The following is a 20,958-nucleotide window of genomic DNA, read 5'->3' on the forward strand; positions in this document are numbered from 1 at the left end:
TCTATCGCGGCAACTCCGCGGCCACCTCGCGCAGCGTCTGCATCAGCAGGCCCAGCCCCAGCGTCGGTTGCTGATCGGCTCGGATGGTGAGACCGACCGGTCCCATGGTTTCGCTGGTGTCGATCGGTAGCGCGGCCAGCACGCCATCCTCGATGTCGGCAGCCACCACGCCTTCGGAGATCACCCAGACAGCGTCGTTCGAACGCACGAACGCGCGGCCGAAGGCATGCGATACAGTTTCGATCTGGGTCGGCCAGTTCGGCACGCCATGAGCGATCAGCAGCCGCTCGACAAAGGGCCGGATGATCGACGTGCGTGTCGGCATCAGCGCGACGTAACGGGTGAGATCGGCGAAATCGAAGGCACCGCGGGCCAGGAGCGGATGGCCGGCGCGCACCACGAAACGCACCTCTTCCGAGTAGAGATGTTCGAACGAAAGACCGGTCATCTGCTCAGGCGCCGCCAACCGTCCGACGACGATATCGAGATCGCCGATGCGCAACTGGCCGAGCAGCACAGCGTTCTCGCCGGTGACGATCTTGACGCGGCTGCTTGTGTTCTCACTGAGGAACAGCGCCATGGCGCGCGGCATGATGCGCGTGGAGACCGTCGGCAACGCTCCGATCCGGACCGGCTCACCATGCCCCAACCGATCCGCGGCGATGGAATCCACGCCCTGCCGCAGCGCGGAGATCGCGGCACCTGCGTGGCGCAGGAACACTTCCCCGAGCCGCGTGACGCGGATGCCGCGACCGTCGCGCTCCAGCACGCGCACGCCGAGCGCGTCCTCCAGTTCGCGAATGGTCTTGGTCACCGCCGGCTGACTGACATGCAGCATTTCGGCCGCTTTCATCACGCTTTTCTGGCGCGAGACCTCGACGAATGTCTGCAGATGTCGGAATTTGATGCGCTGATCGATCATGTCGCCCATAACCTGCGAGTTAACAGACTGGCGCAATTTATTATTTTACTTAACCAAACGAAAGGGCAACAACAGAAGAGGAGGCGTGCATGCGACTGACACGGATCAACGATATCGTCCTGCACCACCGCCTGACGGGCGCACCGTCCGACGGCCCCGTCGTCGTTTTCATCAATTCGCTCGGCACCGATTTCCGCATCTGGGACGAGACGGTGGCTCGTCTGGCAGGCGAGTGCGCCACGCTGGTCTACGACAAGCGCGGTCACGGCCTTTCGGATCTCGGCGATGCCCGGCAAGGCATCGCCACCTATGCCGCGGACCTTGCTACCCTGCTCGAGCATCTCGCCATCAAGCGTGCCGTCATCTGCGGGCTTTCGATCGGCGGCCTCATCGCGCTTCAGCTCTACGCCACCCGCCCGGATCTCGTGCAGGCCATGATCTTGAGCGACACCGCCCACAAGATCGGCACCGCGCAATCGTGGAAAGAGCGCATCGAGATTGCTGAAACCAAAGGCATCGCCGCTTTTGCCGACGGTGTGATGGAAAAGTGGTTCACGCCGGCCTTTCATACCGGACGCGCCGACGAACTCGCCGGCTATCGCAACATGCTGATCCGCCAGCCGGTCGCCGGTTATGTCGCGGCCTGCAACGCTCTTGCCAGTGCCGATTTGACGGAAACCGCTCAGGGAGTGTCAGTACCTGCCCTCTGCATCGTTGGCGATCGGGACGGCTCGACGCCGCCGGCACTCGTTCGATCCCTCGCCGATCTCGTGCCCGGCGCGCGTTATGAAGTCATCGAAGGTGCGGGCCACATCCCTTGCGTCGAGCAGCCCGAAATCTTCACCGCGCTGGTCAGTGCCTTCATCCGCTCGCAATCTTTGGGAAGCTGACATGGCCAATGGCGAAACGATGTCGGGGCGCTATCGGCAGGGGATAAAAACCCGTCGCGCGGTGCTGGGTGATGCCCATGTCGACAAGGCGGAACTTGCCACCACCGATTTCGACCGGCCCTTCCAGGAACTGATCACCGAAGCGGCCTGGGGCACGGTGTGGGCGCGCCCCGCCTGGACGACGCGCGAGCGCTCCATCGTCACCATCGCGCTGCTCGCGGCCCTCGGGCATGACGAGGAAGTGGCCATGCATGTGCGCGCCACCGCCAACACCGGGGCAACGCGCGAGGACATCACCGAGGCCATGCTGCATGTCGCGATCTATGCCGGCGTACCGGCGGCCAACCGCGCGATCCGCATCGCGAAGCAGGTGTACGATGCGCTCGACGGCGAAAGGGAGGCCTCACCATGACGGACCGCAAGCCCGACACCGGCGCCTTCTTCACGCGCGACCGCACCTGGCACCCGCCGGCCTACACGCCGGACTACAAGACCTCGGTACTGCGCTCGCCGCGACGGGCGCTTCTGGCGCTGGACGGCACGCTGTCCGAAATCACCGGCCCGGTCTTCGGCCACGCGATCCTCGGTGAACTGGACAACGACCTCATCCACAATTTCGCCCGCCCCGGCGAATCGGCGATCGGCGAGCGCATCATCGTGCACGGCCGTGTCCTGGACGAAAGCGGGCGCGCTGTGCCGGGGGCGCTGATCGAAGTGTGGCAGGCCAATGCCGGTGGTCGCTATCGCCACAAGAAGGAAGGCTATCTCGCGGCGCTCGATTCCAATTTCGGCGGCTGCGGCCGTTGCATCACCGACGAGAACGGCAGCTACCGTTTCCGCACGGTGAAGCCCGGCCCCTACCCCTGGCCGAATGGCCCCAACGACTGGCGCCCCGCGCATATCCATTTTTCGGTATTCGGCCATGGCTTCAGCCAGCGGCTGATCACACAGATGTATTTCGAGGGTGATCCACTGATCTGGCGTTGCCCGATCGTGCGCACCATTCCCGACCGGCGCGCCGTGGAATTGCTGATCGCGCCGCTCGATATGGCCAATACCATTCCCATGGACGCGCGCGCATACAAGTTCGACATCGTCCTGCGCGGCAGACGCTCGACGCTGTTTGAAAACCGCCTGGACGGCAACTAGGTCGTAAACCCATGAAGATCGAAATGGCACCTGAAACGGCAAAGAGCTCGCGACTGCAATGACGCAGGATCTCACCTATCTGAAGGAGACCGCTTCGCAGACCGCAGGCCCGTATGTGCATATCGGGCTGACGCCGAATGCCTCAGGCATCACGGGTGTCTATCCGGCCGACCTCGGCTCGGCGATGGTGAACGACCGCACCAGGGGCACGCGGATCACCATCCGTGGCCGCGTTGTCGATGGCGGTGGCGCATCGTTGCGCGACGGCCTGGTCGAGATTTGGCAAGCGGATGCAAACGGCCTCTACAACAGCCCAGGCGAACAGCGCGGGCGGGCCGATCCCGATTTTACCGGCTGGGGACGTTGCGCGTGCGATGGAGACGACGGCGAATTCGTCTTCCACACCATCAAGCCTGGCCGCGTACCATTCAAGGACGGGCGGTTGATGGCGCCACACATCACCTTCTGGATCGTGGCGCGCGGCATCAATCTTGGCCTGCACACGCGCATGTATTTCCCCGAGGAAGCGCAAGCGAATACCGAAGATCCTCTGCTTCTGCGTATCGAGCATCGCGACCGGGTGGCAACGCTGATCGCGCAGGCCGATGGCAACGACAGCTACCGGTTTGACATTCATCTGCAGGGCGAGCGGGAAACCGTCTTCCTGGATATCTGAGCCCGATGAGCGTTTGCCCCTTCGATCATCCTGTCCTTGGCGGCCTTCTGGGCGACGAAGAGGTCGCCCGCTATTTTTCCGTCGAGGCGGAAATGAAGGCGATGCTTGCTTTCGAAGCCGCGCTGGCATCCGCCCAGGCAAAGGCCGCGTTGATACCCAAAGAGGCAGCGGCTGCCATCACTAACGCCATCTCCGCCTTCGGGCCCGACATCGAGCGTCTGCGCATCGCGGTCTCGGTGGACGGCGTTGCTGTGCCGGAGCTGGTACGGCAGTTGCGCGAAGCAGTTGGCGGCAAAACAGCGTCTCATGTCCATTTCGGCGCAACCAGCCAGGATGTCATCGATAGCGGCCTGATGCTGCGTCTGAAACCGGTGCTTGCCATCGTCGAGCAGCGGCTCGCCGTCTTCCTGCGCGCGCTCGGCAACCTTGAAAAACGCGACGGTGAGCGTGCCCTGATGGCCGCAACGCGCATGCAACCTGCAATCCCGATCAAGGCAAGCGACCGCATCGAGGGCTGGCATGGACCGTCTCAACGCAATCTGGAGCGGCTGCGCACATGGATGGTGGACGGGCTGACGCTGCAGTTTGGCGGTGCGGCAGGAACACTCGACAAGCTTGGCGGCAAGGCGAACGAGGTGCGCACTGCGCTCGCTAGCGAACTCGGACTGGCCGATCAGCCACAATGGCACAGCCAGCGCGACCGCATCGCCGACCTGGCTTCCGTCCTGTCGTTGATCTCGGGAGGCCTCGGCAAATTCGGGCAGGACATCGCCCTGATGGCGCTGGCGGGCGACGCGATCGAACTCACTGGTGGCGGCGGCTCTTCGGCGATGCCGCACAAGCAGAACCCGGTTGCGGCCGAAGTGCTGGTCACGCTGGCCCGCTTCAACGCCGCGCAGTTGGCCGGCATGCATGGCGCGCTGGTGCACGAACAGGAGCGGTCCGGAGCCGCATGGACGCTGGAATGGATGATCCTGCCGCAGATGATCATCGCCACAGCGACCGCCACAAGGCTTGCCGTCGAGCTCGTTGCCAACATTCGACGGCTCGGCAACAAGGATTAACTAGACAAGCCCTCCCAATACGGCCGAATTCGTTTTGACAGCGTTCAGACCGTGAGGTGCTTCACGATGTCGGCGCGTCCGATCCCGGTATGCGGACCGGTGAGCACGCACCGGCCATGATCCATGATCAGGTAGTGGTCAGCGATCAGTTCGGCGAAGGATAGGTTCTGCTCGACCACGATGAAGGCCGTGCCGCCCGCTTTCCTGTCATTGATGATGTCGGCCATGCGCTGGATATTTTCCCACTGCACGCCTTCGGTCGGCTCGTCGAGCACAACGGCGGGCTGGTCTTCCGCCAGCCCGCGCGTGAAGGACAACAGCTTCTTCTCGCCACCTGACAGCGTTCCAGCCCGTTGCGCCAGCCGCCTCTCCAGAACCGGGAAAAGATCGAAGAAGTGCCGATAGCCAGCCAACCGGCCATCCTGAACCATCACAGCCAGATTGTCCGCGACGCTGAGATCGTCGAACACTGGTCGTTCCTGCGGACAGTAGCTGACCCCAAGCCCTCTGCGTGTTTCCGGCGCCATCGAGCCCGCCTTGCGGCCGCAGATCGTCACCACCCCTGACCGGCACGGCAGATAGCCGAGCAAGAGTTTGAGCAGTGTCGACTTGCCGACGCCATTGCGGCCAACGATGCACAGGACCTGGCCGGCGGCGACCTCGCCGCTAAGCTCCTGCACGACATTCAAGGAACCGTAGCCGCCCGAGACGTTGCTGAAGCTGATCGGGATCATTTCTGACCTCCGACGTAGACGGCCTGCACGGCCGGATTGGCTTGGATGTCGGCGACACTCCCCTCGGCCAGCAACGCGCCATTGTGGAGCACCATCACGCGATCAGCGATCCTGCGCACCAGCGCCATGTCATGCTCGATGATGATGACTGCGTTGCCGAGCCGCTCCGCCGCCCAGCGGATGACATCGACAGCACGAGAGGTCTCGTCGGCCGAAAGGCCGGCGCAGGGCTCATCCAGCAAAAGGATACGCGGCTGCACGGCAAGCGCCATTGCAAGCTCGAGGATCTGGCGCTCCCCATGCGAAAGGTCACTAGCCGGCGACTCTTCCTTGCCAAGGAAGGCATAGCGCATGGCAAGCTCGGCTATGATCGGGCTCGACCAGCGCCTTAGCGAGAGCCTTAAAAGATCGAGTGGCCGCGCCCCGTTGCTCCACAGCGCGATGGCAAGATTGTCGCCGATCGACAACTCGGGAAACACGCTCGGCGCCTGCAACTTGCGGCCGAAACCCAGCCGCGCCACCTGGTAGGGTGCCTGATTGGTGATGTCGAGCGCGCCCACCTTCACACTGCCGGCGCTAGCCGGCAATTCGCCGGTGATCAGGTTGAAAGTGGAGGTCTTGCCCGCACCGTTGGGGCCGATGACACAGGCCACGCCCTTCGGCGGAAACGCGACAGTCAAATCGTTCAGGATGTTGATGCCGCTGGCGCTGACCCGTGCCGCTTCGATCGTCAAAGGCTCCTGTGCTGCAACCTCAGCCCGCGCTGGGGCCTCGATCCTCGCCCTTTGGCGTGCTCTGTCGAAGCTGCGGCGCAGGCGGTCCGTCACCGGCGTGAACAGCCCGATCACGCCTTGCGGGAAGACAAGCACGACCAGCATGAAGAAGCCGGCCATGATGACCTCCCAATAGGGAACGCCGTCCCGCATTTCCCCCGTCATCGACCCGACCAGCAAGGTGCCCAGCACAGGCCCGTAAAGCCGGCCACGCCCGCCGACCGCCGTCCAGACCAGGAGTTCAGCGGAGAAAGCGAAGCCGACGACCTGGGGCGAAACCAGGCCTTGCTGCGGCGCGTAAAGCGCGCCGGCAAGGCCTGCAAAAAAGCCGGATACAGCAAAGGCGATCGCCTTGTAGCGATGCGGATTGAAACCGAACAAAGCGACACGGCGCTCGTTCTGTGCGATCGCCCGCCACAGCACGCCGAGCGGCGCGCGATAAAGCCAGGTCGCAAGCGTCAACACGACGACGAGCGCCACCGCGGCGAGGTAATAATTGGCACGGAAATCGTCGATGCCCGGAAGGCTCGGAATACCGGCGAGACCGTTGAAGCCTCCCGTCACCGAATTCCAGTTGCTGGCAATCTGGAATGCCAGCATGGAAAGCGCCAGCGTGATCAACGAGAAGAATGGCCCGCTGCCGCCATCGCGACGAAACACCATCAGCCCGATCAGCAACGCCAGAACGCCACTTGCAAGAGCCGCGAGAGGCAGGAGCAGATAGATCAGGTAACTGCCCGGCATCGCCTTCAGCAGGATCGCTGAGAGATAGGCCGAAATGCCGAAGAACATGGCCTGTCCGAGCGGCAGGAAGCCTGCCTGTCCCCAGCACAGCCCCAGCCCGACGGCGACCATCGCGTAAAGGTAGTAGAGGCCGAGCTGATAGGTCCAGTAGTCGCCCACCGCGAACGGCAGGACAAGCAGGGCTACAAGCGTGCCGAGATTAGCCATGCGCGAACAACCCGCGCGGCTTCAGCCAGAGGAACAGGATCGCCACCACCAGAACGGTGAAATAGGCCTGCGTGCTGCCGAACAGCGCCGACATCACGCTGTCCAGGCCGCCGATGACGCCGGTGCCAGCAACCACGCCCAGCACGCTGCCCAGGCCGCCGACAACCAGCACGAAGAATGATTTGATGACGTAGTCCAGCCCGAGATAGGGATGCACCGGCACCAGCGGCGCCACCATGACGCCGGCCAGGCCGGCAAGGCAGGAGCCGACAACGAAGGTGGTGGTGGCAAGCCGCTTGACCGGCATGCCCAGTGCACGCGCAAGGTCCGGATTGCCGACCATAGCCTTGATCTTGAGTCCGGCCCGGCTGGTTCCATACCAGGCAAACAGAGCGGCGATGATCGCGATGCAGATGACGATCAGCACCAGCCGATAGGTGGGATAATCGGTACCGAACAGCGTCGTCGTACCGGCAAGCGGCACCGCGACGCTGTTAAAACCGAGTCCGAACCCGGCTTCCGCCAGCTTGCGCAGGAGCAGGCTCAACCCCCACGTCGCCACCAGCGTATCGAAAGGACGGCGATAGAGCGGGCGGATCAAAAGCAACTCGACCACCAGCCCCACGCCACCGCAGACGAGCAGAGCCAGCGGCACCGCCAGCAGGAAAGGCGCACCGGCTCGGTCCACCACAAGGGCGCAGAACGCGCCCATCATGACGAATTCGCCATGTGCCAGATTCAGCACGCCGAGCATGCCGAAGGTGATCGCCAGCCCCAGCGCGATCATCGCCAGCGTCGTCACGCCGAAAAGGATGTTCAATATCTGCGTGATGATCAGCGGATCCACGACCTCTCCCCTAGAGCGTTTCCGTTTTCACAGAAACGCGGAAACACTCTAACTCTTTGTTTTTACGCAATTCCGGGCGGAAAACCGTTACACATTTTTCCTGGTATTGCGCTAGTCTATCCGCAGCTCACACCGGACAGGACTGGCCGCTGGCAATCTTCTCGAAGGTCTTGACCACCTCGAACTCGGTGGCCTTGCACAGCGCGAGATACATGTCCTTGTCGACATGGCGTCCTGTCATCGTCGCCGTGCCGCCGGCGGTGGCAAAGGAGAGCCCCTGCGAAGCTGCGGCGACAGCCGCCGCTTCCGTCGAGCCTGCCTTGTCGACCAGCGCCTTGGCGCAATGGACGCCGGCATAAGCGTCGGCGCCGAGCGTCGACAGCTGAGGCACCTTGTCGCCGAATTTCGCCTTCATCGCGGCCTTGAACTTCTGGTTGGCCTCCGAGCCGACATTGGCGAAGTAGGCCATGCAGGAATAAAGGTTGCCGCTGCTTTCGGCGCCGATGCCTTGCAGCGTGTTTTCCTCCAGTAGGAAGGCCAGGCGGGTGATGTCCTTGTCGAGGCCGAAGGAAGCGAAGGCACGATTGAAATTGACGTTGTCCGCCCCGATCACGGTGATCAGCACGACGTCGGGCTTGGCGCCCTTGATGCGCGTGACGATCTCCTCGAAGCGGTTCGGCGCGCCGAGCGGGACATATTCTTCCCCGGCAATCGTGCCGCCGCCGGCACTGATGTAAGATTTGGCGGCTTCGTTGGAATTGCGGGCCCAGACATAGTCGTTGCCGATCAGATAGAAGGACTTGGCGCCCTTCCCCTTCACCGTTGCCTCGACCGCCTGGCGCACGGCGCTGTCATGCGACCCGATCACGAGGTCGACTTTTTCTTCCAGCATCAGGCGCACGACCGATTTCGCCACCTCGGCGGGAGCGGCCCCGGCATCGGTCGGGATCAGCTTGATCTTGCGGCCAAGGACGCCGCCGGCGGCATTGACTTCGTCCGCCGCCAGTTCCGCGCAGCCCTGGTTCGACGGGCCGAACAATGCCGCAGGTCCGGACAACGGAATGAGCAATCCGATCTTGAATTCGCCGTCCGCCGCAACGGCACGGCGCAAAGCGCCCGGGACGATGCCGGCAGCCAGTGCACCAGCCGTGCCGGCCAGCATGGTGCGGCGATCGATGATCATGAATGGTGGCATGTTTTTCCCCTCTTCTTGTTGCTTGTCGTTAGGCGTGTTCGATGATTGCCGCCTTGAGCACCGGTGCAGGAAGCATTGGAAACAGCGCCTCCATCGACGCAGCGATCGACAGCAGCGCCCGGTCGGTTCCAGGCAGGCCGTCCAGAGCCAGCCCGATCGGCAGTCCTTGACCCGTCAGCCCGACAGGCAGGTTGATGCCCGGCAGGCCGGCGACGCTGCCCGGATCGGTGTTGCGGATGAAGGTTGAAAAGGTCGGCACCCGCCGACCGTTGAGTTCGACGTCAACATCCTCGCCGATCGGGCGAGCGGGCAGTGGCGTCGTCGGGAAGACCAGAGCGTCGATGCCATGGGCAGCGAAATGATCGCGATAGGCCCGGATCAGGCGCGGTCGATGAACATCCATCGCTTCTCGATAATGAGCTTCTGGAACCATGCTGGCCGGATCGCTGATCAGGCGCATGATTCCTTGCACATCCGGGCTGGCGGCTTTTTCGACGATGTCGGAGAAATGCGCCGAAGCGCCGCTTTCCCTCAGATAGGCTGCGATGTCCCGGCCAGGCTCGTAGAAGGCAATGATGCTGGCCGCCGCATTGAGCGCGGCAATATCGGGAACATCGCCTTCGATGATTGATACGCCGGCCGCCTTCAGCAAATCCAGCGCATCCTGGCAAATCCGTTCCGTTTCAGGGTCGAGATCTTCCCAGAAATAGCCGCGCGGCATGCCAAGCCTCAATCCAGCCAACGGTCGCTCGACAAATTCGCCTCTGCTGCCCGTGACCACGCGGTCCATCAGCTCGAGATCGGTGACGCAGCGTGCCATTGGTCCTGGCGTGTCGCGTGTCGATGAGATCGGTACGATGCGGCTTGCCGGCCAGCGACCGGCGGTGGGGCGCATCGAAGTAATACCACAGAGAGCCGCCGGCACGCGCACCGATCCACCGGTGTCGGTGCCGATGCCTCCTGGGGTTAGGCGTGCCGCACAGGAGGCACCGGCACCGCCCGATGACCCGCCAGGGATCATCAGGAGGTCATAGGGATTTCGGATCGCACCGGAGAAGGAGTTGTTGTTGGTGATACCGAAGGCCAGTTCATGCATGCCGGTTCGGCCGAGAAAAATAGCCCCGGCATGGCGCAGAGCCGCTGCCACCGGCGCATCCTTCTTTGGGCGATGGCCGGAAAGTCCGGGCGTGCCGGCGCTGCATTCCTGGCCGGCAACGTCGATATTGTCCTTCATGCCGAGCGGAACACCTGCAAGTGGACCCAGTGTCTGACCACCGGCACGCGCTTGGTCGATCGCGCGAGCGACACCCAGCGCAGCTTCCGCGTCGATCGACACGAAGGCGTTGAGGTACGTATAGGCTGTATTGCGATCGATGAACGTCTCGACGAGATGCTCGGCTGTCACCTCGCCCTCGCGAACGGCTTTTGCCGCAGCCGCAACGCCGAGCTCGTACAATTCGGCCATCCAGTCCTCCTCACCCTGATCGGGCGAAGTGGATGCTAGAGGCGCAAATCAGGCACGTGTATCAGCAGAAATGCGGATGTGCCCTGGAGCATGATCCCGAAAAGTTGCAGACTTTTCGGACAAAGGTCATGCGGCAAAACAAAAAGACAGAGCGGAATATCGACTCAGCTTGATCGCATTCCGCTCTGAATCAATTGTCGAAGCGGGAAACGGTGGCGGCCAGTTCCGCGCGGTTGGCGCAGCCGCGCTTTTCCATCGCGCGCGAGAGATGCGTGCGCACCGTGGCGAAACCGATGCCGAGCAGACGGGCAATGTCGCGGTCGGTACAGCCGCGCGCCACCAAAACGGCAACGTCGCGCTCGCGTGGCGTGAGATCATCGTCGATCAGCGTGGCGCGCAACAGTGCCCGCCGCAGGAACGGCTCGAGCATGTCGAGCAGCACGACATCGCGCTCTTCGAACTCCGGCCGTCCCTTGGCGCGCCAGATGCGCAGGTCGCCGAGATCCTTGCCGTTGTCGAAGACGAACAGGTTGATGCCGTGATGCATGCCGTCGCGGGAAAGGAAATCGTTGAAGAATTCGGTGTGTTCAAGCCTGCGGTGCGGGATGACGAGTTCGACCGGCGTTGCGCGTTTGCGCGCACGCAGCTGCTGCGTCATCGGATCGCGGAACTGGAACCAGTCGTCATAGGCCTTGAGATTGTTCTCACTCATGCGGTAGGCGCGCGAGCGCTCGAAAATCCCCTTGCTGTCGTTCCAGACATAGGAAGCGCCGAAATCCGAGCGCGCCAGCCGAATGATATCGGCCAGAACGTCGCCGCGCGCATCGGCACCTGGACCGACACGTTCGAGCCGCGCGACGATATCGCCATACAGGCGGATTTCGTCTGACGTGATGTCCCTCAGCACAACGCCCATGACCCGCTCCTCCCCAGCAACAGGCTCATGGAAGGCGACTATAATAAGCTATTGGATCCTGTCCACAGCACTGGGCTGACGAAAGCGCTTCTTCTGCGAGAAGCCATGACGCAGCCGCATCGAACCGGCAATCGCCACCAGCAAGTGGTCTTCACCCGGCATGTGGTAACGCGCGCTGCACGACATTCAGAAAATAACGCATGCCGATCGGCACGATGTCGTCGTCGAAGACGAAACGATCGCCGTGCAGACCCTCACCAGGGCCGACATCGCCTGCGCCGATCCATGCATAGGCACCGTCACCGACACCGCGCAGCAGGAAGGCGAAATCCTCGCAGCCCATGCTCGGCTGGAAGTCGGTGCTGACGCGCTCAGTTCCGACCGTATCCTGTCCGGCAAGGGCCGCCAGCGCAGCACCGGCGGCTGGATTGACCACCGGCGGATAACCACGCTTATAGCTGAGTTCGGCCGTCACGCCATGCATGGCCGCGACCGCTTGCGCAACCCGCTCGATCTCCGCGGCGCAGTGATCCGACAAGGCCGGATCGTAGAAACGGCAAGTGCCCTCTACCTTGGCTTCCGTCGGCACGAAATTGTTGAAACGCCCGCCATGGATCTGCGTGACCGAAAGCACGGCAGCCGCAAGCGGATCGATGCTGCGGCTGACCACCCGCTGCACCGCGGTGATGAAGCTGGCCGCTGCCAGCACCGGATCATCGCCCAGATGCGGCATCGCCGCATGGCAGCCGCTACCGTGGAAGCGGATCTCGAAATCGTCGACCGCTGCCATCTGCGGGCCGCTCAGCACGCCGATCTGGCCTTTGGGAAAGCCCGGCCAATTGTGGACGGCAAACACCTTGTCGACCGGGAATCGCTTCAGCAGCCCGTCCTCGATCATCTTCTTGCCGCCACCGACCACCTCTTCGGCCGGCTGGAAGATGAAGACGACCGTGCCATCGAAATCCCCGCTTTCGGCCAGAAGTTTCGCAGTGCCCAGCAGGATTGCAGTGTGGCCGTCATGGCCGCAGGCATGCATGACGCCTTTGTTCTTCGACGCATAGTCGATTTCGGCCATTTCCTCGATCGGCAACGCGTCGAGTTCGGCACGCAACGCAATGGCCCTTTTGCTGTTTCCCTTGGTGAGTGTAGCGACGACCGCGGTCTGGCTGACATCGGCGTGCACGGCGAGACCGAACTCGGATAGTTTTGCAGCGACGAACGCGGCGGTCTGATGTTCGGCAAAACCGAGTTCAGGGTTGGCATGGATGTGCTTGCGCCAGGCGATGACCTCGGGCGCGATTTCGGCGACTCTATCGTCGGTGGGCATGATGATCTCGCGGTTCGCTTTTCTCGGGATGGCAGCGACCCTAAATGGGGGCTCAGACCCCGTCTTGAACGGGATTGACCGCAGGGCCGGTTTCCGGAAGGCTGCCATTGATGGGCTATGCAAGCGAACAAACAGGGCTCGAGGAAGCGCGATTGACGCGGCATGCCGGGCTCGGCGATCTCGAATTGCTGACCGCACGCTACCGCGATCACGCTTATGCGCTGCACACGCATGACAGCTATGTATTCGGCGTCGTGGTCGCAGGCGCCGAGAAGCTGCGCATCAACCGCCAGGCCTATCTGGCCCCTGCCGGTTCGATCATCGTCGTCAATCCCGAGGACCCTCATGACGGCGAGAAAGGCTGCGATGCCGGCTGGGCTTACCGCACCTGCTATCCACGCGCCGAGCTGATGCGCGAGGTCGCGGAAGATCTCGAGCTTGGCCATCTGCCGATGTTCCGCCAAGGCATTCTCGATGCCCCAGACCTTGCCAGCGATTTCGTTCGCGCACATCGCCTTGCCGTTGCGGGCAGGACGATGGAGGCGGAAACCGCGATGCTGATGGCCTTGCGTGGATTGACCCGGCGCTTCGCAGACCTTGACGGCCGCAATCCTTCGGCCGACGATAGCGAAGCAGCCAGGCGCGTTGGACTTTACCGCGACCTCATCGAAGCTGACCTTGCTTCTGCCTTCGATCTCGGCGGTCTGGCCAACGCCGCGCATGTTACCCGCTTCCAGGTGATCCGCGACTTCAAGCGCGTGTCAGGCATGACGCCCGGCCAATATCTGCGCGACTGCCGTATCCATGCCGCCTCGGCCTTGATGCGCACCGACAAATCTCTGGCTGAAATCGCCTTCGAGACCGGCTTTGCCGACCAGAGCCATCTCACCCGGCTGTTCAAATCCATGCGCGGCCTCCCGCCCGGAGCGTTTCGCGAGGCGAAGTAGGATAGCCAGCATCCGCTGTCAGCTTGATTATGGCGGCATAACACCACCTGCGACGCGCATCTTCTCCACAAGTCAGCCGGGCAGTCATCCGCATCGATAGCCGCGCGGCGTCAGCCACACTCGGCTTCCCCGATTGAGACTATCTCAGCTTAGCTGCCTTGAATGGTTGCCGGCTCGGTCCAGCCTCGGAAAATCTGGCAGTGTCGCCCAATGATAACGAAATTGTCGACAAAATAGTTGACAATCATACCGGCATCCTGAATATCGGATGGCAGGACACAAACGACGGCAGCAAGATCGTCGCAGTGACACCGGGAGGATGCTTCATGATCGACCACCACACGTCGAGCAATCGGGGAAGAAGCCGATACTGCTGGGCAATGAGCCTCTGAAGCGCATCCCGTATCTCCCGCAAAGGTCGACCCGACGAGGTTCCCCATGCTGGTCTTCACGATAAGCCGTCTCGCCAACGCGATCATGGTCATGCTGGCCGTTGCCATGCTTGCCTTCCTGATCTTCCGTCTCGCCGGCGATCCGGTCGAGATGATGGCCGGCGAGACGATGACCCAGGAGGATCGCGACGCGCTCCGAGAGCGGCTCGGCCTCAACGACAGCACCGCCACGCAATTCGTACGCTTCGTCGCCAATGCCGCACGTGGCGATTTCGGCGTTTCCTACCGCAATGGCCAGGACGTGCTGACACTGATTGGGGAACGTTTCCCGGCAACGCTTGAACTCGTGCTGGTGGCGACGCTGATTTCCCTGCTCGTCGGCCTACCCCTGGGCGTCCTGACTGCCATCAAGCGAGGGCGATGGTACACGGAATCCCTGCAATTCCTGTCGATCATCGGCGTCTCATTGCCGAGCTTCGTGGTCGGCATCCTGCTCATCCTGGTCTTTTCGGTCATGCTCGGCTGGTCGCCGTCTTTCGGAAGGGGTGAAGTCGTGCAGATCGGCTGGTGGTCGACCGGCTTGCTGACGCCGTCAGGACGCGCGGCGCTCATTCTGCCGGCCATCGCGCTCTCGCTTTATCAGATCACGCTGATCATGCGGCTGGTGCGCGCCGAAATGCTGGAAGTGCTGCGCTCCGATTATGTGAAATTCGCCCGGGCCCGCGGCATCCCGCGCTGGCGCATCTATTTCCGCCACGCGCTGCGCAACTGTTTGATGCCGGTGGTGACGATGACCGCCATGAATGTGGGTTCGCTGATCGCCTTCGCGCTGATCACCGAAACCGTCTTCCAATGGCCGGGCATGGGCATGCTGTTCATCCAGGCCGTCACCTTCCTCGATATCCCGGTGATGGCGGCGTATCTGTGCATCATCTCCTTCATTTTCGTCGCGCTGAACACGCTGGTCGACATCACCTATGCCGTGATCGATCCGCGCCTGCGCGCCTCGCACTGAGGAGGCGGCCCGATGACGACCGACATCGCGAAAACAGCCCCGGCAAAACCTTCATCCGCGCTGCGACGTTGGCTTGACAGCGATATCTGGTGGTCGTTCACCCACTCGAAGGCCGCCATGCTGGCCGCAGCGATCTTCGCCATCCTGATCGTGACGGCGGTGTTCGCGCCATGGTTCGCACCGCAGAACCCGTATGATGCGGCGCAGCTCGACATGTGGAAGGCCGAGCTTCCGCCCGTATGGCAGGAAGGCGGCGAATGGCCCTATCTGCTCGGCACTGACACGCAAGGCCGCGACATGCTCTCGGCCATCCTTTACGGCACGCGCATCTCGATGATCATCGGTCTCGCTTCCGTCGCTCTCTCCCTGCTGATCGGCATGACCGCCGGCCTGGTTGCCGGCTTCTTCGGCGGTTTCATCGAGAACATCCTGATGCGCATCGGCGACATCACCCTGTCGATCCCGACGATCCTGATCGCCATCCTCGTCTCGACGGTGGTGCGCCAGCTCTTGCCCTCGGATCTGCGCGAAATCGGGGCATCCGCGGTTCTGGTGCTGGCGATCGCACTGTCATCCTGGGTGCAATATGCCCGCACGGTGCGCGCGCAGACCATCGTCGAACGCAGCAAGGAATATGTGCAGGCGGCCCGGTTGCTGAAGGTTCCGGCGCGCCGGATTCTGGCGCGTCACATCCTGCCCAACACGCTCACCCCGGTGCTGGTCGCCGCCACGCTGAATTTCGGCATGGCCATCCTGACCGAAGCCACGCTTTCGTTCCTGGGCATCGGCATGCCGCCCGGCCAGCCGTCGCTCGGCACGCTGATCCGTATCGGCAACCAGTTCCTGTTCTCCGGCTCTTGGTGGATCGTCCTGTTTCCGGTGATCCAGCTCTGCCTGCTCGTCGTCGTGGTCAATGTGCTGGGAGACTGGCTGCGCGACGTGCTCAATCCAAAACTGAGGTAAGTGCATGACCAATCTGCTGCTCCGCAACGTCCGGCCCCATGGAGGCACCGCCAGCGATCTGCTGATCCGCGACGGGCGCATTGCCGGGATCGGTCATTTCGAGCCGGATGCCGGCATGCCGGTCGAGGACGGCGGTGGCGCCATCGCCATCCCCGGCCTGATCGACGCGCACACCCATCTCGACAAGACGACCTGGGGCATGCCCTGGCACGAGAACAACCGGCGCGCCGTCCTGCGTGAACGTATCGACTTCGAACGCGAAAACCGTGTCGCCATCGGCATCGACCCGCATCGCCAGTCGATGCGCCACGCCATCGGTCTCGCCGCGCACGGCGCGACCCATATCCGCAGTCATGTCGACATCGATCCGACCCATCGGCTCTCGATCGTCGACGGCATCATGGAAACGCGAGAGAAGCTGAAAGGCATCATCGACATCGAGATCGTCGCCTTCCCGCAATCGGGCGTCATGGTGATGCCGGGCACCGTGGAACTGCTCGACGAAGCGCTGGCACAAGGCTGCGAAGTGCTGGGCGGCATCGATCCTTGCGGCATCGACCGTGACCCCAAGGGCCAGCTCGACGCTATCTTCGCACTGGCGGTGAAACATCAGAAACCGATCGACATCCATTTGCACGAGACCGGCGATCTCGGCGCCTTCACCATGGAGCTGATGTTCGAGCGCATCCGCGCCAACGGCATGCAGGGCAAGGTGGCGATCAGCCACGCCTTCGCGCTCGGCATGAACGACTACTTGCGCGTCGGCCAGCTCATCGACCAGATCGCCGAGCTCGACGTAGCCATCCTGACCACCGGCGCGCCCTCGGCGACCGTGCCTTCGATCATGCGGCTGAAGGAAGCCGGTATCCGGGTCGGCGCCGGCTGCGACGGCATCCGCGACACCTGGGGCCCGTGGGGTCAGCCCGACATGCTCGATCGCGCCAAGGTGGTCGGCATGAAGAACGGCCTGCGGTCCGACAACGACCTCGCGCATCTCCTGCACATCGTCTCGCAGGGCGGCGCCGACGTCATGCGCATCGAGGGCTACGGCCTGGCAGAGGGCTGCAATGCCGACCTGACGCTCCTGACCGGTGAGACGCTGGCGCACGCCGTGGTCGACGTGGCGCCGCGTCCCCTCGTCGTCAAGGGCGGACGCATCACCGCGCGCAACGGCCAGCCAGTGGTGGACATGCCATGACACGACAGGTTCTGGATATACTCGAACTCGGCAAGCGCCCCGAGGGCCGCACGCTGATCGCGGCAGCCTGGGTGCTTGGCCATCGTGATGGCGGCCACCGGCTGATCCCGAATGGCGAGGTCGTCATCGATGGCGGCGAAGTCGTGTTCGTCGGCACGAAGTTCCCGGGCGAAGTCGCAAGGCGGGTCGATTTCGGCAATGCGCTCGTCAGCCCGGGCTTCATCGACCTGGATGCACTCTCCGATCTCGATACCACCATCCTCGGCATCGACAACCAGCCGGGCTGGGCCAAGGGTCGCGTTTGGCCGCGCTCCTATGTCGAGGCCGGTCCCTATGAGATGTACAGCCAGGAAGAGCTGGCATTCCAGAAGCGCTTCGCCTTCGGGCAGCTGCTGCTCAACGGCATCACCACCGCGGCTCCCATCGCCTCGCTCTTCTACCGCGAATGGGGCGAAACGGTCGCCGAGTTCGATGCGGCCGCCGACGCCGCCGGCGACCTCGGCCTCAGGGTCTATCTCAGCCCCGCCTACCGCGCCGGCGGCATGGTGCTCGAGGGACCCGGCCAGATGGTGCCGGTCTTTGACGAACAGCGCGGCCTGGCCGGGCTTCGCGATGCCGTCGACTATATCGGCAGGCAGAACGGTCGCCACGGCGACCTGGTGCGCGGCCTGCTGGCACCGGACCGCGTCGAGACCTGCACCGAGGAACTGCTGCGCCAGACCCACGCGGCCGCTGCCGAACTCGACTGCAAGGTCCGTTTGCATATGGCGCAAGGGTCGATGGAGGTCGATACCGTCCGCAAACTGCACGGCACCACCGCTCCTGTCTGGCTGGCACGCGCCGGACTGCTGAACGATCGGCTGATCGCGCCGCATGCCACCAACGCCACCGAGGAAGATCTCGGCCTGTATGCAGAGCATGGCGTCTCGATCGTGCATTGCTCGCTCGTATCGGCGCGCAGCGGCAGCATCCTGAACTCGTTCTCCAAATGCCGCGAACGCGGCATCAACATCGCCATGGGAACCGACACAACCCCGGCCGATATGCTGATGAACCTGCTGATCAGCTTGATCACCTGCCGCATTGCCGACAAGGCATCGGACCGCGTGCGTTCCGCCGATCTGTTCGACGCAGCGACGCTAGGGGGCGCGAAGGCGCTCGGCCGCGACGACCTCGGCCGGCTTATGGCAGGGGGCCGCGCCGACATCGCCGTTTTCGGCCTCGACGATGCCGTGATGGCGCCGTCGGTGGACCCGATCACCACGCTGGTCACCGGCGGTTCGGGCAAGGTCACGCAGGCCGTGTTCGTCGACGGGCGGCTGTCCATGCGTTTCGGCGAAGTTGCCGGCATCGACATGAAGGCGGCACGCAAGCGTGCCCAACAACAGTATGAAGGTCTGATCGCCAAATATCCGGACCGCAGTTGGGGCCACCCACCGGTTTCGGACATTTTCCCGCCAAGCTATCCCATCGAGGTCGACGCCAATGGCTGAAGCCCAGCAGGCTGTGCTTGAGGTTCGTGGCCTCAAGGTCGAGTTCCCCGGTCGCCGTGGCGTCGCCACGGCTCTCTCGGATGTCAGCCTTTCAATCCGCCCCGGCGAAATCCTCGGCGTGGTCGGCGAATCCGGTGCTGGCAAGTCGATGACCGGCCTTGCCATCCAGGGGCTTCTGGAGCGTCCAGGGCACATTGCCGAAGGCGAGATCTGGCTGACGGATCGTCGCATCGACAATCTGGGCGACCGCGAGATGGAGAAGATCCGCGGCCGCGAGATCGGCGCGATCTTCCAGGATCCGCTGACCTCGCTCAACCCACTGTTCACGGTCGGCGCGCAACTGACCGAAACGATCCGGCAGCATCTCGGCATGGGCAAGGCCGAGGCCAAGGCGCGAGCGATTTCACTTCTGAAGGATGTCGGCATCCCCTCGCCTGAAGAACGTTTCAACCAGTACCCGCATCAGTTCTCCGGCGGCATGCGCCAGCGCGTCGTGATTGCACTGGCGCTCGCCGCTTCGCCGAAGCTGATCATCGCCGACGAGCCGACCACCGCGCTCGACGTTTCGATCCAGGCGCAGATCACCTCGCTCCTGCGTAAACTCTGCAAGGAGAAAGGAACGGCGGTGATGCTGGTGACCCACGATATGGGCGTCATTGCCGAAACGGCCGATCGTGTCGCTGTCCTCTATGCCGGCCGCCTCATAGAGATCGGCCCGGTCGACCAGGTGCTGCGCGCCCCGAAACACCCCTATACGCGCGGCTTGATGGCCTCGATCCCGGCACTCGGCGCACGCGTCGAACGGCTTAACCAGATCGACGGCTCGATGCCGCGTCTCGACGCCATCCCATCGGGTTGCGCCTTCAACCCGCGCTGCAAGGAAGCCGGCCCACGTTGCACGCGGGAGCGGCCAGGTCTGTTGCCGGCCGGCGCGGGCGCCAGTGCATGCTGGCTCAACGCAGGAGGAACCGCATGACCGCGATGACTTCACAAGAGACGTCGGCGCTCTCGGTCAGCCGGCTGGTCAAGACGTTCGACGTCTCGGCGCCTTGGCTCAACCGTGTTGTCGAGCGCAAGCCGCGACAGTTCCTGCAAGCCGTCAGCGATATCAGCTTTGACGTCCCGCTCGGCGGATGCCTGAGCCTTGTCGGCGAAAGCGGCTGCGGCAAGTCCACGGTCGCCCGCCTGGTGACAGGTCTCTACAGGCCGAACGGCGGCGAGATGCGTTTCGCACCGGGCCACGACGGCAAGCCATTGTCGGCACAGATGATCTTCCAGGACCCCTATGCTTCGCTCAATCCGCGCTGGCGCGTGAAGAACATCGTCGCCGAGCCGATCCGCGAATTGAAGCTGCGCAAGACAAGGGCCGAAATCGACGACCGCGTGGTGGAGCTGTTGAAGACTGTGGGTTTGTCTGCTTCCGACGGCGAGAAATTCCCGCATGAATTCTCGGGAGGCCAGCGCCAGCGCATCTCGATCGCGCGGGCACTTGCCGGCGAACCTGAATTCCTGGTCTGCGACGAACCGACCTCGGCGCTCGACGTTTCCGTGCAGGCGCAGGTGCTCAACCTGATGCGGCGCCTTCAGGATCAGTTCGGTCTGACCTACCTCTTCATCAGCCACGACATGAGTGTGGTGCGGCACATGTCGGACCGTATCGCGGTCATGTATCTCGGCCGCATCGTCGAGGAAGGCAAGACGGAAGCGCTGTTCGCCAGACCACGTCACCCCTACACGCAACTGCTGCTGCAGACGATCCCGAACATCGAGAAGCCGCATCGGGACCGCGTCGTCGCCGGCGGCGAAGTTCCAAGCCCGCTCAAGCCGCCGTCAGGCTGCCCGTTCCATCCAAGATGCCCGATCGCGACGGCGCGCTGTTCGGCGGAATTGCCCGAAGTGCGAACCCTTGCAAACGGCACGCGCGTTGCCTGCCATCTCGCGGAGGATGCGTAGAGGTCGTCAGTCTCGAGCATTTTGTAGCCAAGTGGAATCACTTGGCGTTACAAAAATGCGGCGAAACAAAACTTAGAGGGTTTCCGCG

General features: G+C 63.1%; 20 protein-coding genes. 12 read left to right on the forward strand and 8 right to left on the reverse strand.

What is annotated here, in order from left to right; genetic code table 11:
- Nucleotide 1: 1 nt before the first annotated feature.
- The gene (gene pcaQ / locus AO692_RS02090; RefSeq protein ID WP_054308458.1) at nucleotides 2–922 is read right to left on the reverse strand and encodes a pca operon transcription factor PcaQ; all 921 of its coding nucleotides are present in this window, start codon (nucleotides 920–922) and stop codon (nucleotides 2–4) included.
- An 89-nt stretch (nucleotides 923–1,011) separates the two neighbouring features.
- On the opposite strand from pcaQ, the gene pcaD reads away from it, so the two are divergent.
- The 5 genes from pcaD to AO692_RS02115 are packed head-to-tail and all read left to right on the forward strand — an operon-like array spanning nucleotide 1,012 to nucleotide 4,701.
- Nucleotides 1,012–1,812 (forward strand): 3-oxoadipate enol-lactonase, encoded by an 801-nt coding sequence (pcaD, locus tag AO692_RS02095; RefSeq protein ID WP_054308354.1) that lies wholly within the window; start codon nucleotides 1,012–1,014, stop codon nucleotides 1,810–1,812.
- A gap of 1 nt (nucleotide 1,813) precedes the next feature.
- Nucleotides 1,814–2,224 carry a 4-carboxymuconolactone decarboxylase gene (gene pcaC / locus AO692_RS02100; protein ID WP_054308355.1) on the forward strand — a complete coding sequence of 137 codons (411 nt, stop codon included), beginning with the start codon at nucleotides 1,814–1,816 and terminating at the stop codon, nucleotides 2,222–2,224.
- A complete protein-coding gene (gene pcaH / locus AO692_RS02105) occupies nucleotides 2,221–2,961 on the forward strand; it encodes a protocatechuate 3,4-dioxygenase subunit beta (protein WP_054308356.1) in 741 nt (246 codons plus the stop codon). Before pcaC ends, pcaH begins: the two co-directional genes overlap by 4 nt.
- A gap of 58 nt (nucleotides 2,962–3,019) precedes the next feature.
- Entirely contained in the window at nucleotides 3,020–3,637 is a 618-nt protein-coding gene (gene pcaG, locus AO692_RS02110; RefSeq protein WP_054308357.1) for a protocatechuate 3,4-dioxygenase subunit alpha, read from the forward strand.
- A 5-nt stretch (nucleotides 3,638–3,642) separates the two neighbouring features.
- The gene (locus AO692_RS02115; protein ID WP_054308358.1) at nucleotides 3,643–4,701 is read left to right on the forward strand and encodes a 3-carboxy-cis,cis-muconate cycloisomerase; all 1,059 of its coding nucleotides are present in this window, start codon (nucleotides 3,643–3,645) and stop codon (nucleotides 4,699–4,701) included.
- A gap of 44 nt (nucleotides 4,702–4,745) precedes the next feature.
- On the opposite strand, the gene AO692_RS02120 is transcribed toward AO692_RS02115, so the two are convergent.
- The 7 genes from AO692_RS02120 to AO692_RS02150 all read right to left on the reverse strand — a co-directional run bounded on the left by AO692_RS02120 (nucleotide 4,746) and on the right by AO692_RS02150 (nucleotide 12,909).
- Nucleotides 4,746–5,435, reverse strand: a complete 690-nt coding sequence (locus AO692_RS02120) for an ATP-binding cassette domain-containing protein (protein ID WP_054308359.1) — start codon at nucleotides 5,433–5,435, stop codon at nucleotides 4,746–4,748.
- A complete protein-coding gene (locus AO692_RS02125; RefSeq protein WP_054308360.1) occupies nucleotides 5,432–7,159 on the reverse strand; it encodes an ATP-binding cassette domain-containing protein in 1,728 nt (575 codons plus the stop codon). Before AO692_RS02125 ends, AO692_RS02120 begins: the two co-directional genes overlap by 4 nt.
- Complete coding sequence (locus AO692_RS02130; protein WP_054308361.1) at nucleotides 7,152–8,006, reverse strand: branched-chain amino acid ABC transporter permease; 855 nt, start codon at nucleotides 8,004–8,006, stop codon at nucleotides 7,152–7,154. The genes AO692_RS02125 and AO692_RS02130 overlap by 8 nt, the downstream gene beginning before the upstream one ends.
- Nucleotides 8,007–8,133: 127 nt before the next feature.
- Nucleotides 8,134–9,201, reverse strand: coding sequence for a substrate-binding domain-containing protein (locus AO692_RS02135; protein ID WP_152979669.1), 1,068 nt, complete (start codon nucleotides 9,199–9,201; stop codon nucleotides 8,134–8,136).
- Nucleotides 9,202–9,229: 28 nt separating this feature from the next.
- Nucleotides 9,230–10,666: an indoleacetamide hydrolase gene (iaaH, locus tag AO692_RS02140; RefSeq protein WP_054308363.1), complete on the reverse strand. Its 1,437-nt coding sequence runs from the start codon at nucleotides 10,664–10,666 to the stop codon at nucleotides 9,230–9,232.
- A gap of 190 nt (nucleotides 10,667–10,856) precedes the next feature.
- Nucleotides 10,857–11,582, reverse strand: coding sequence for a LuxR C-terminal-related transcriptional regulator (locus tag AO692_RS02145; RefSeq protein WP_054308364.1), 726 nt, complete (start codon nucleotides 11,580–11,582; stop codon nucleotides 10,857–10,859).
- A gap of 151 nt (nucleotides 11,583–11,733) precedes the next feature.
- Nucleotides 11,734–12,909 (reverse strand): amidohydrolase, encoded by a 1,176-nt coding sequence (locus AO692_RS02150; RefSeq protein ID WP_054308365.1) that lies wholly within the window; start codon nucleotides 12,907–12,909, stop codon nucleotides 11,734–11,736.
- Between the two features lie 152 nt (nucleotides 12,910–13,061).
- Here AO692_RS02150 and AO692_RS02155 point away from each other — a divergent pair, with 152 nt between their 5' ends.
- From AO692_RS02155 to AO692_RS02185, 7 genes are all read left to right on the forward strand, one after another.
- Nucleotides 13,062–13,856 carry an AraC family transcriptional regulator gene (locus AO692_RS02155; RefSeq protein ID WP_161808027.1) on the forward strand — a complete coding sequence of 265 codons (795 nt, stop codon included), beginning with the start codon at nucleotides 13,062–13,064 and terminating at the stop codon, nucleotides 13,854–13,856.
- A 438-nt stretch (nucleotides 13,857–14,294) separates the two neighbouring features.
- A complete protein-coding gene (locus AO692_RS02160) occupies nucleotides 14,295–15,263 on the forward strand; it encodes an ABC transporter permease (protein WP_054308367.1) in 969 nt (322 codons plus the stop codon).
- 12 nt (nucleotides 15,264–15,275) lie between these two features.
- Nucleotides 15,276–16,226 (forward strand): ABC transporter permease, encoded by a 951-nt coding sequence (locus tag AO692_RS02165; protein ID WP_054308368.1) that lies wholly within the window; start codon nucleotides 15,276–15,278, stop codon nucleotides 16,224–16,226.
- A gap of 4 nt (nucleotides 16,227–16,230) precedes the next feature.
- Nucleotides 16,231–17,424 carry an amidohydrolase family protein gene (locus AO692_RS02170; RefSeq protein WP_054308369.1) on the forward strand — a complete coding sequence of 398 codons (1,194 nt, stop codon included), beginning with the start codon at nucleotides 16,231–16,233 and terminating at the stop codon, nucleotides 17,422–17,424.
- On the forward strand, nucleotides 17,421–18,917 hold the full coding sequence (locus AO692_RS02175; protein ID WP_054308370.1) for an amidohydrolase family protein: 1,497 nt from the start codon (nucleotides 17,421–17,423) through the stop codon (nucleotides 18,915–18,917). The genes AO692_RS02170 and AO692_RS02175 overlap by 4 nt, the downstream gene beginning before the upstream one ends.
- Nucleotides 18,910–19,893, forward strand: coding sequence for an ABC transporter ATP-binding protein (locus AO692_RS02180; protein ID WP_054308371.1), 984 nt, complete (start codon nucleotides 18,910–18,912; stop codon nucleotides 19,891–19,893). Before AO692_RS02175 ends, AO692_RS02180 begins: the two co-directional genes overlap by 8 nt.
- A gap of 5 nt (nucleotides 19,894–19,898) precedes the next feature.
- On the forward strand, nucleotides 19,899–20,870 hold the full coding sequence (locus AO692_RS02185) for an ABC transporter ATP-binding protein (RefSeq protein ID WP_054308459.1): 972 nt from the start codon (nucleotides 19,899–19,901) through the stop codon (nucleotides 20,868–20,870).
- Nucleotides 20,871–20,958 lie beyond the last annotated feature (88 nt).

It is taken from the genome of Mesorhizobium sp. 1M-11, assembly GCF_001303895.1.
Lineage (GTDB): Bacteria > Pseudomonadota > Alphaproteobacteria > Rhizobiales > Rhizobiaceae > Mesorhizobium.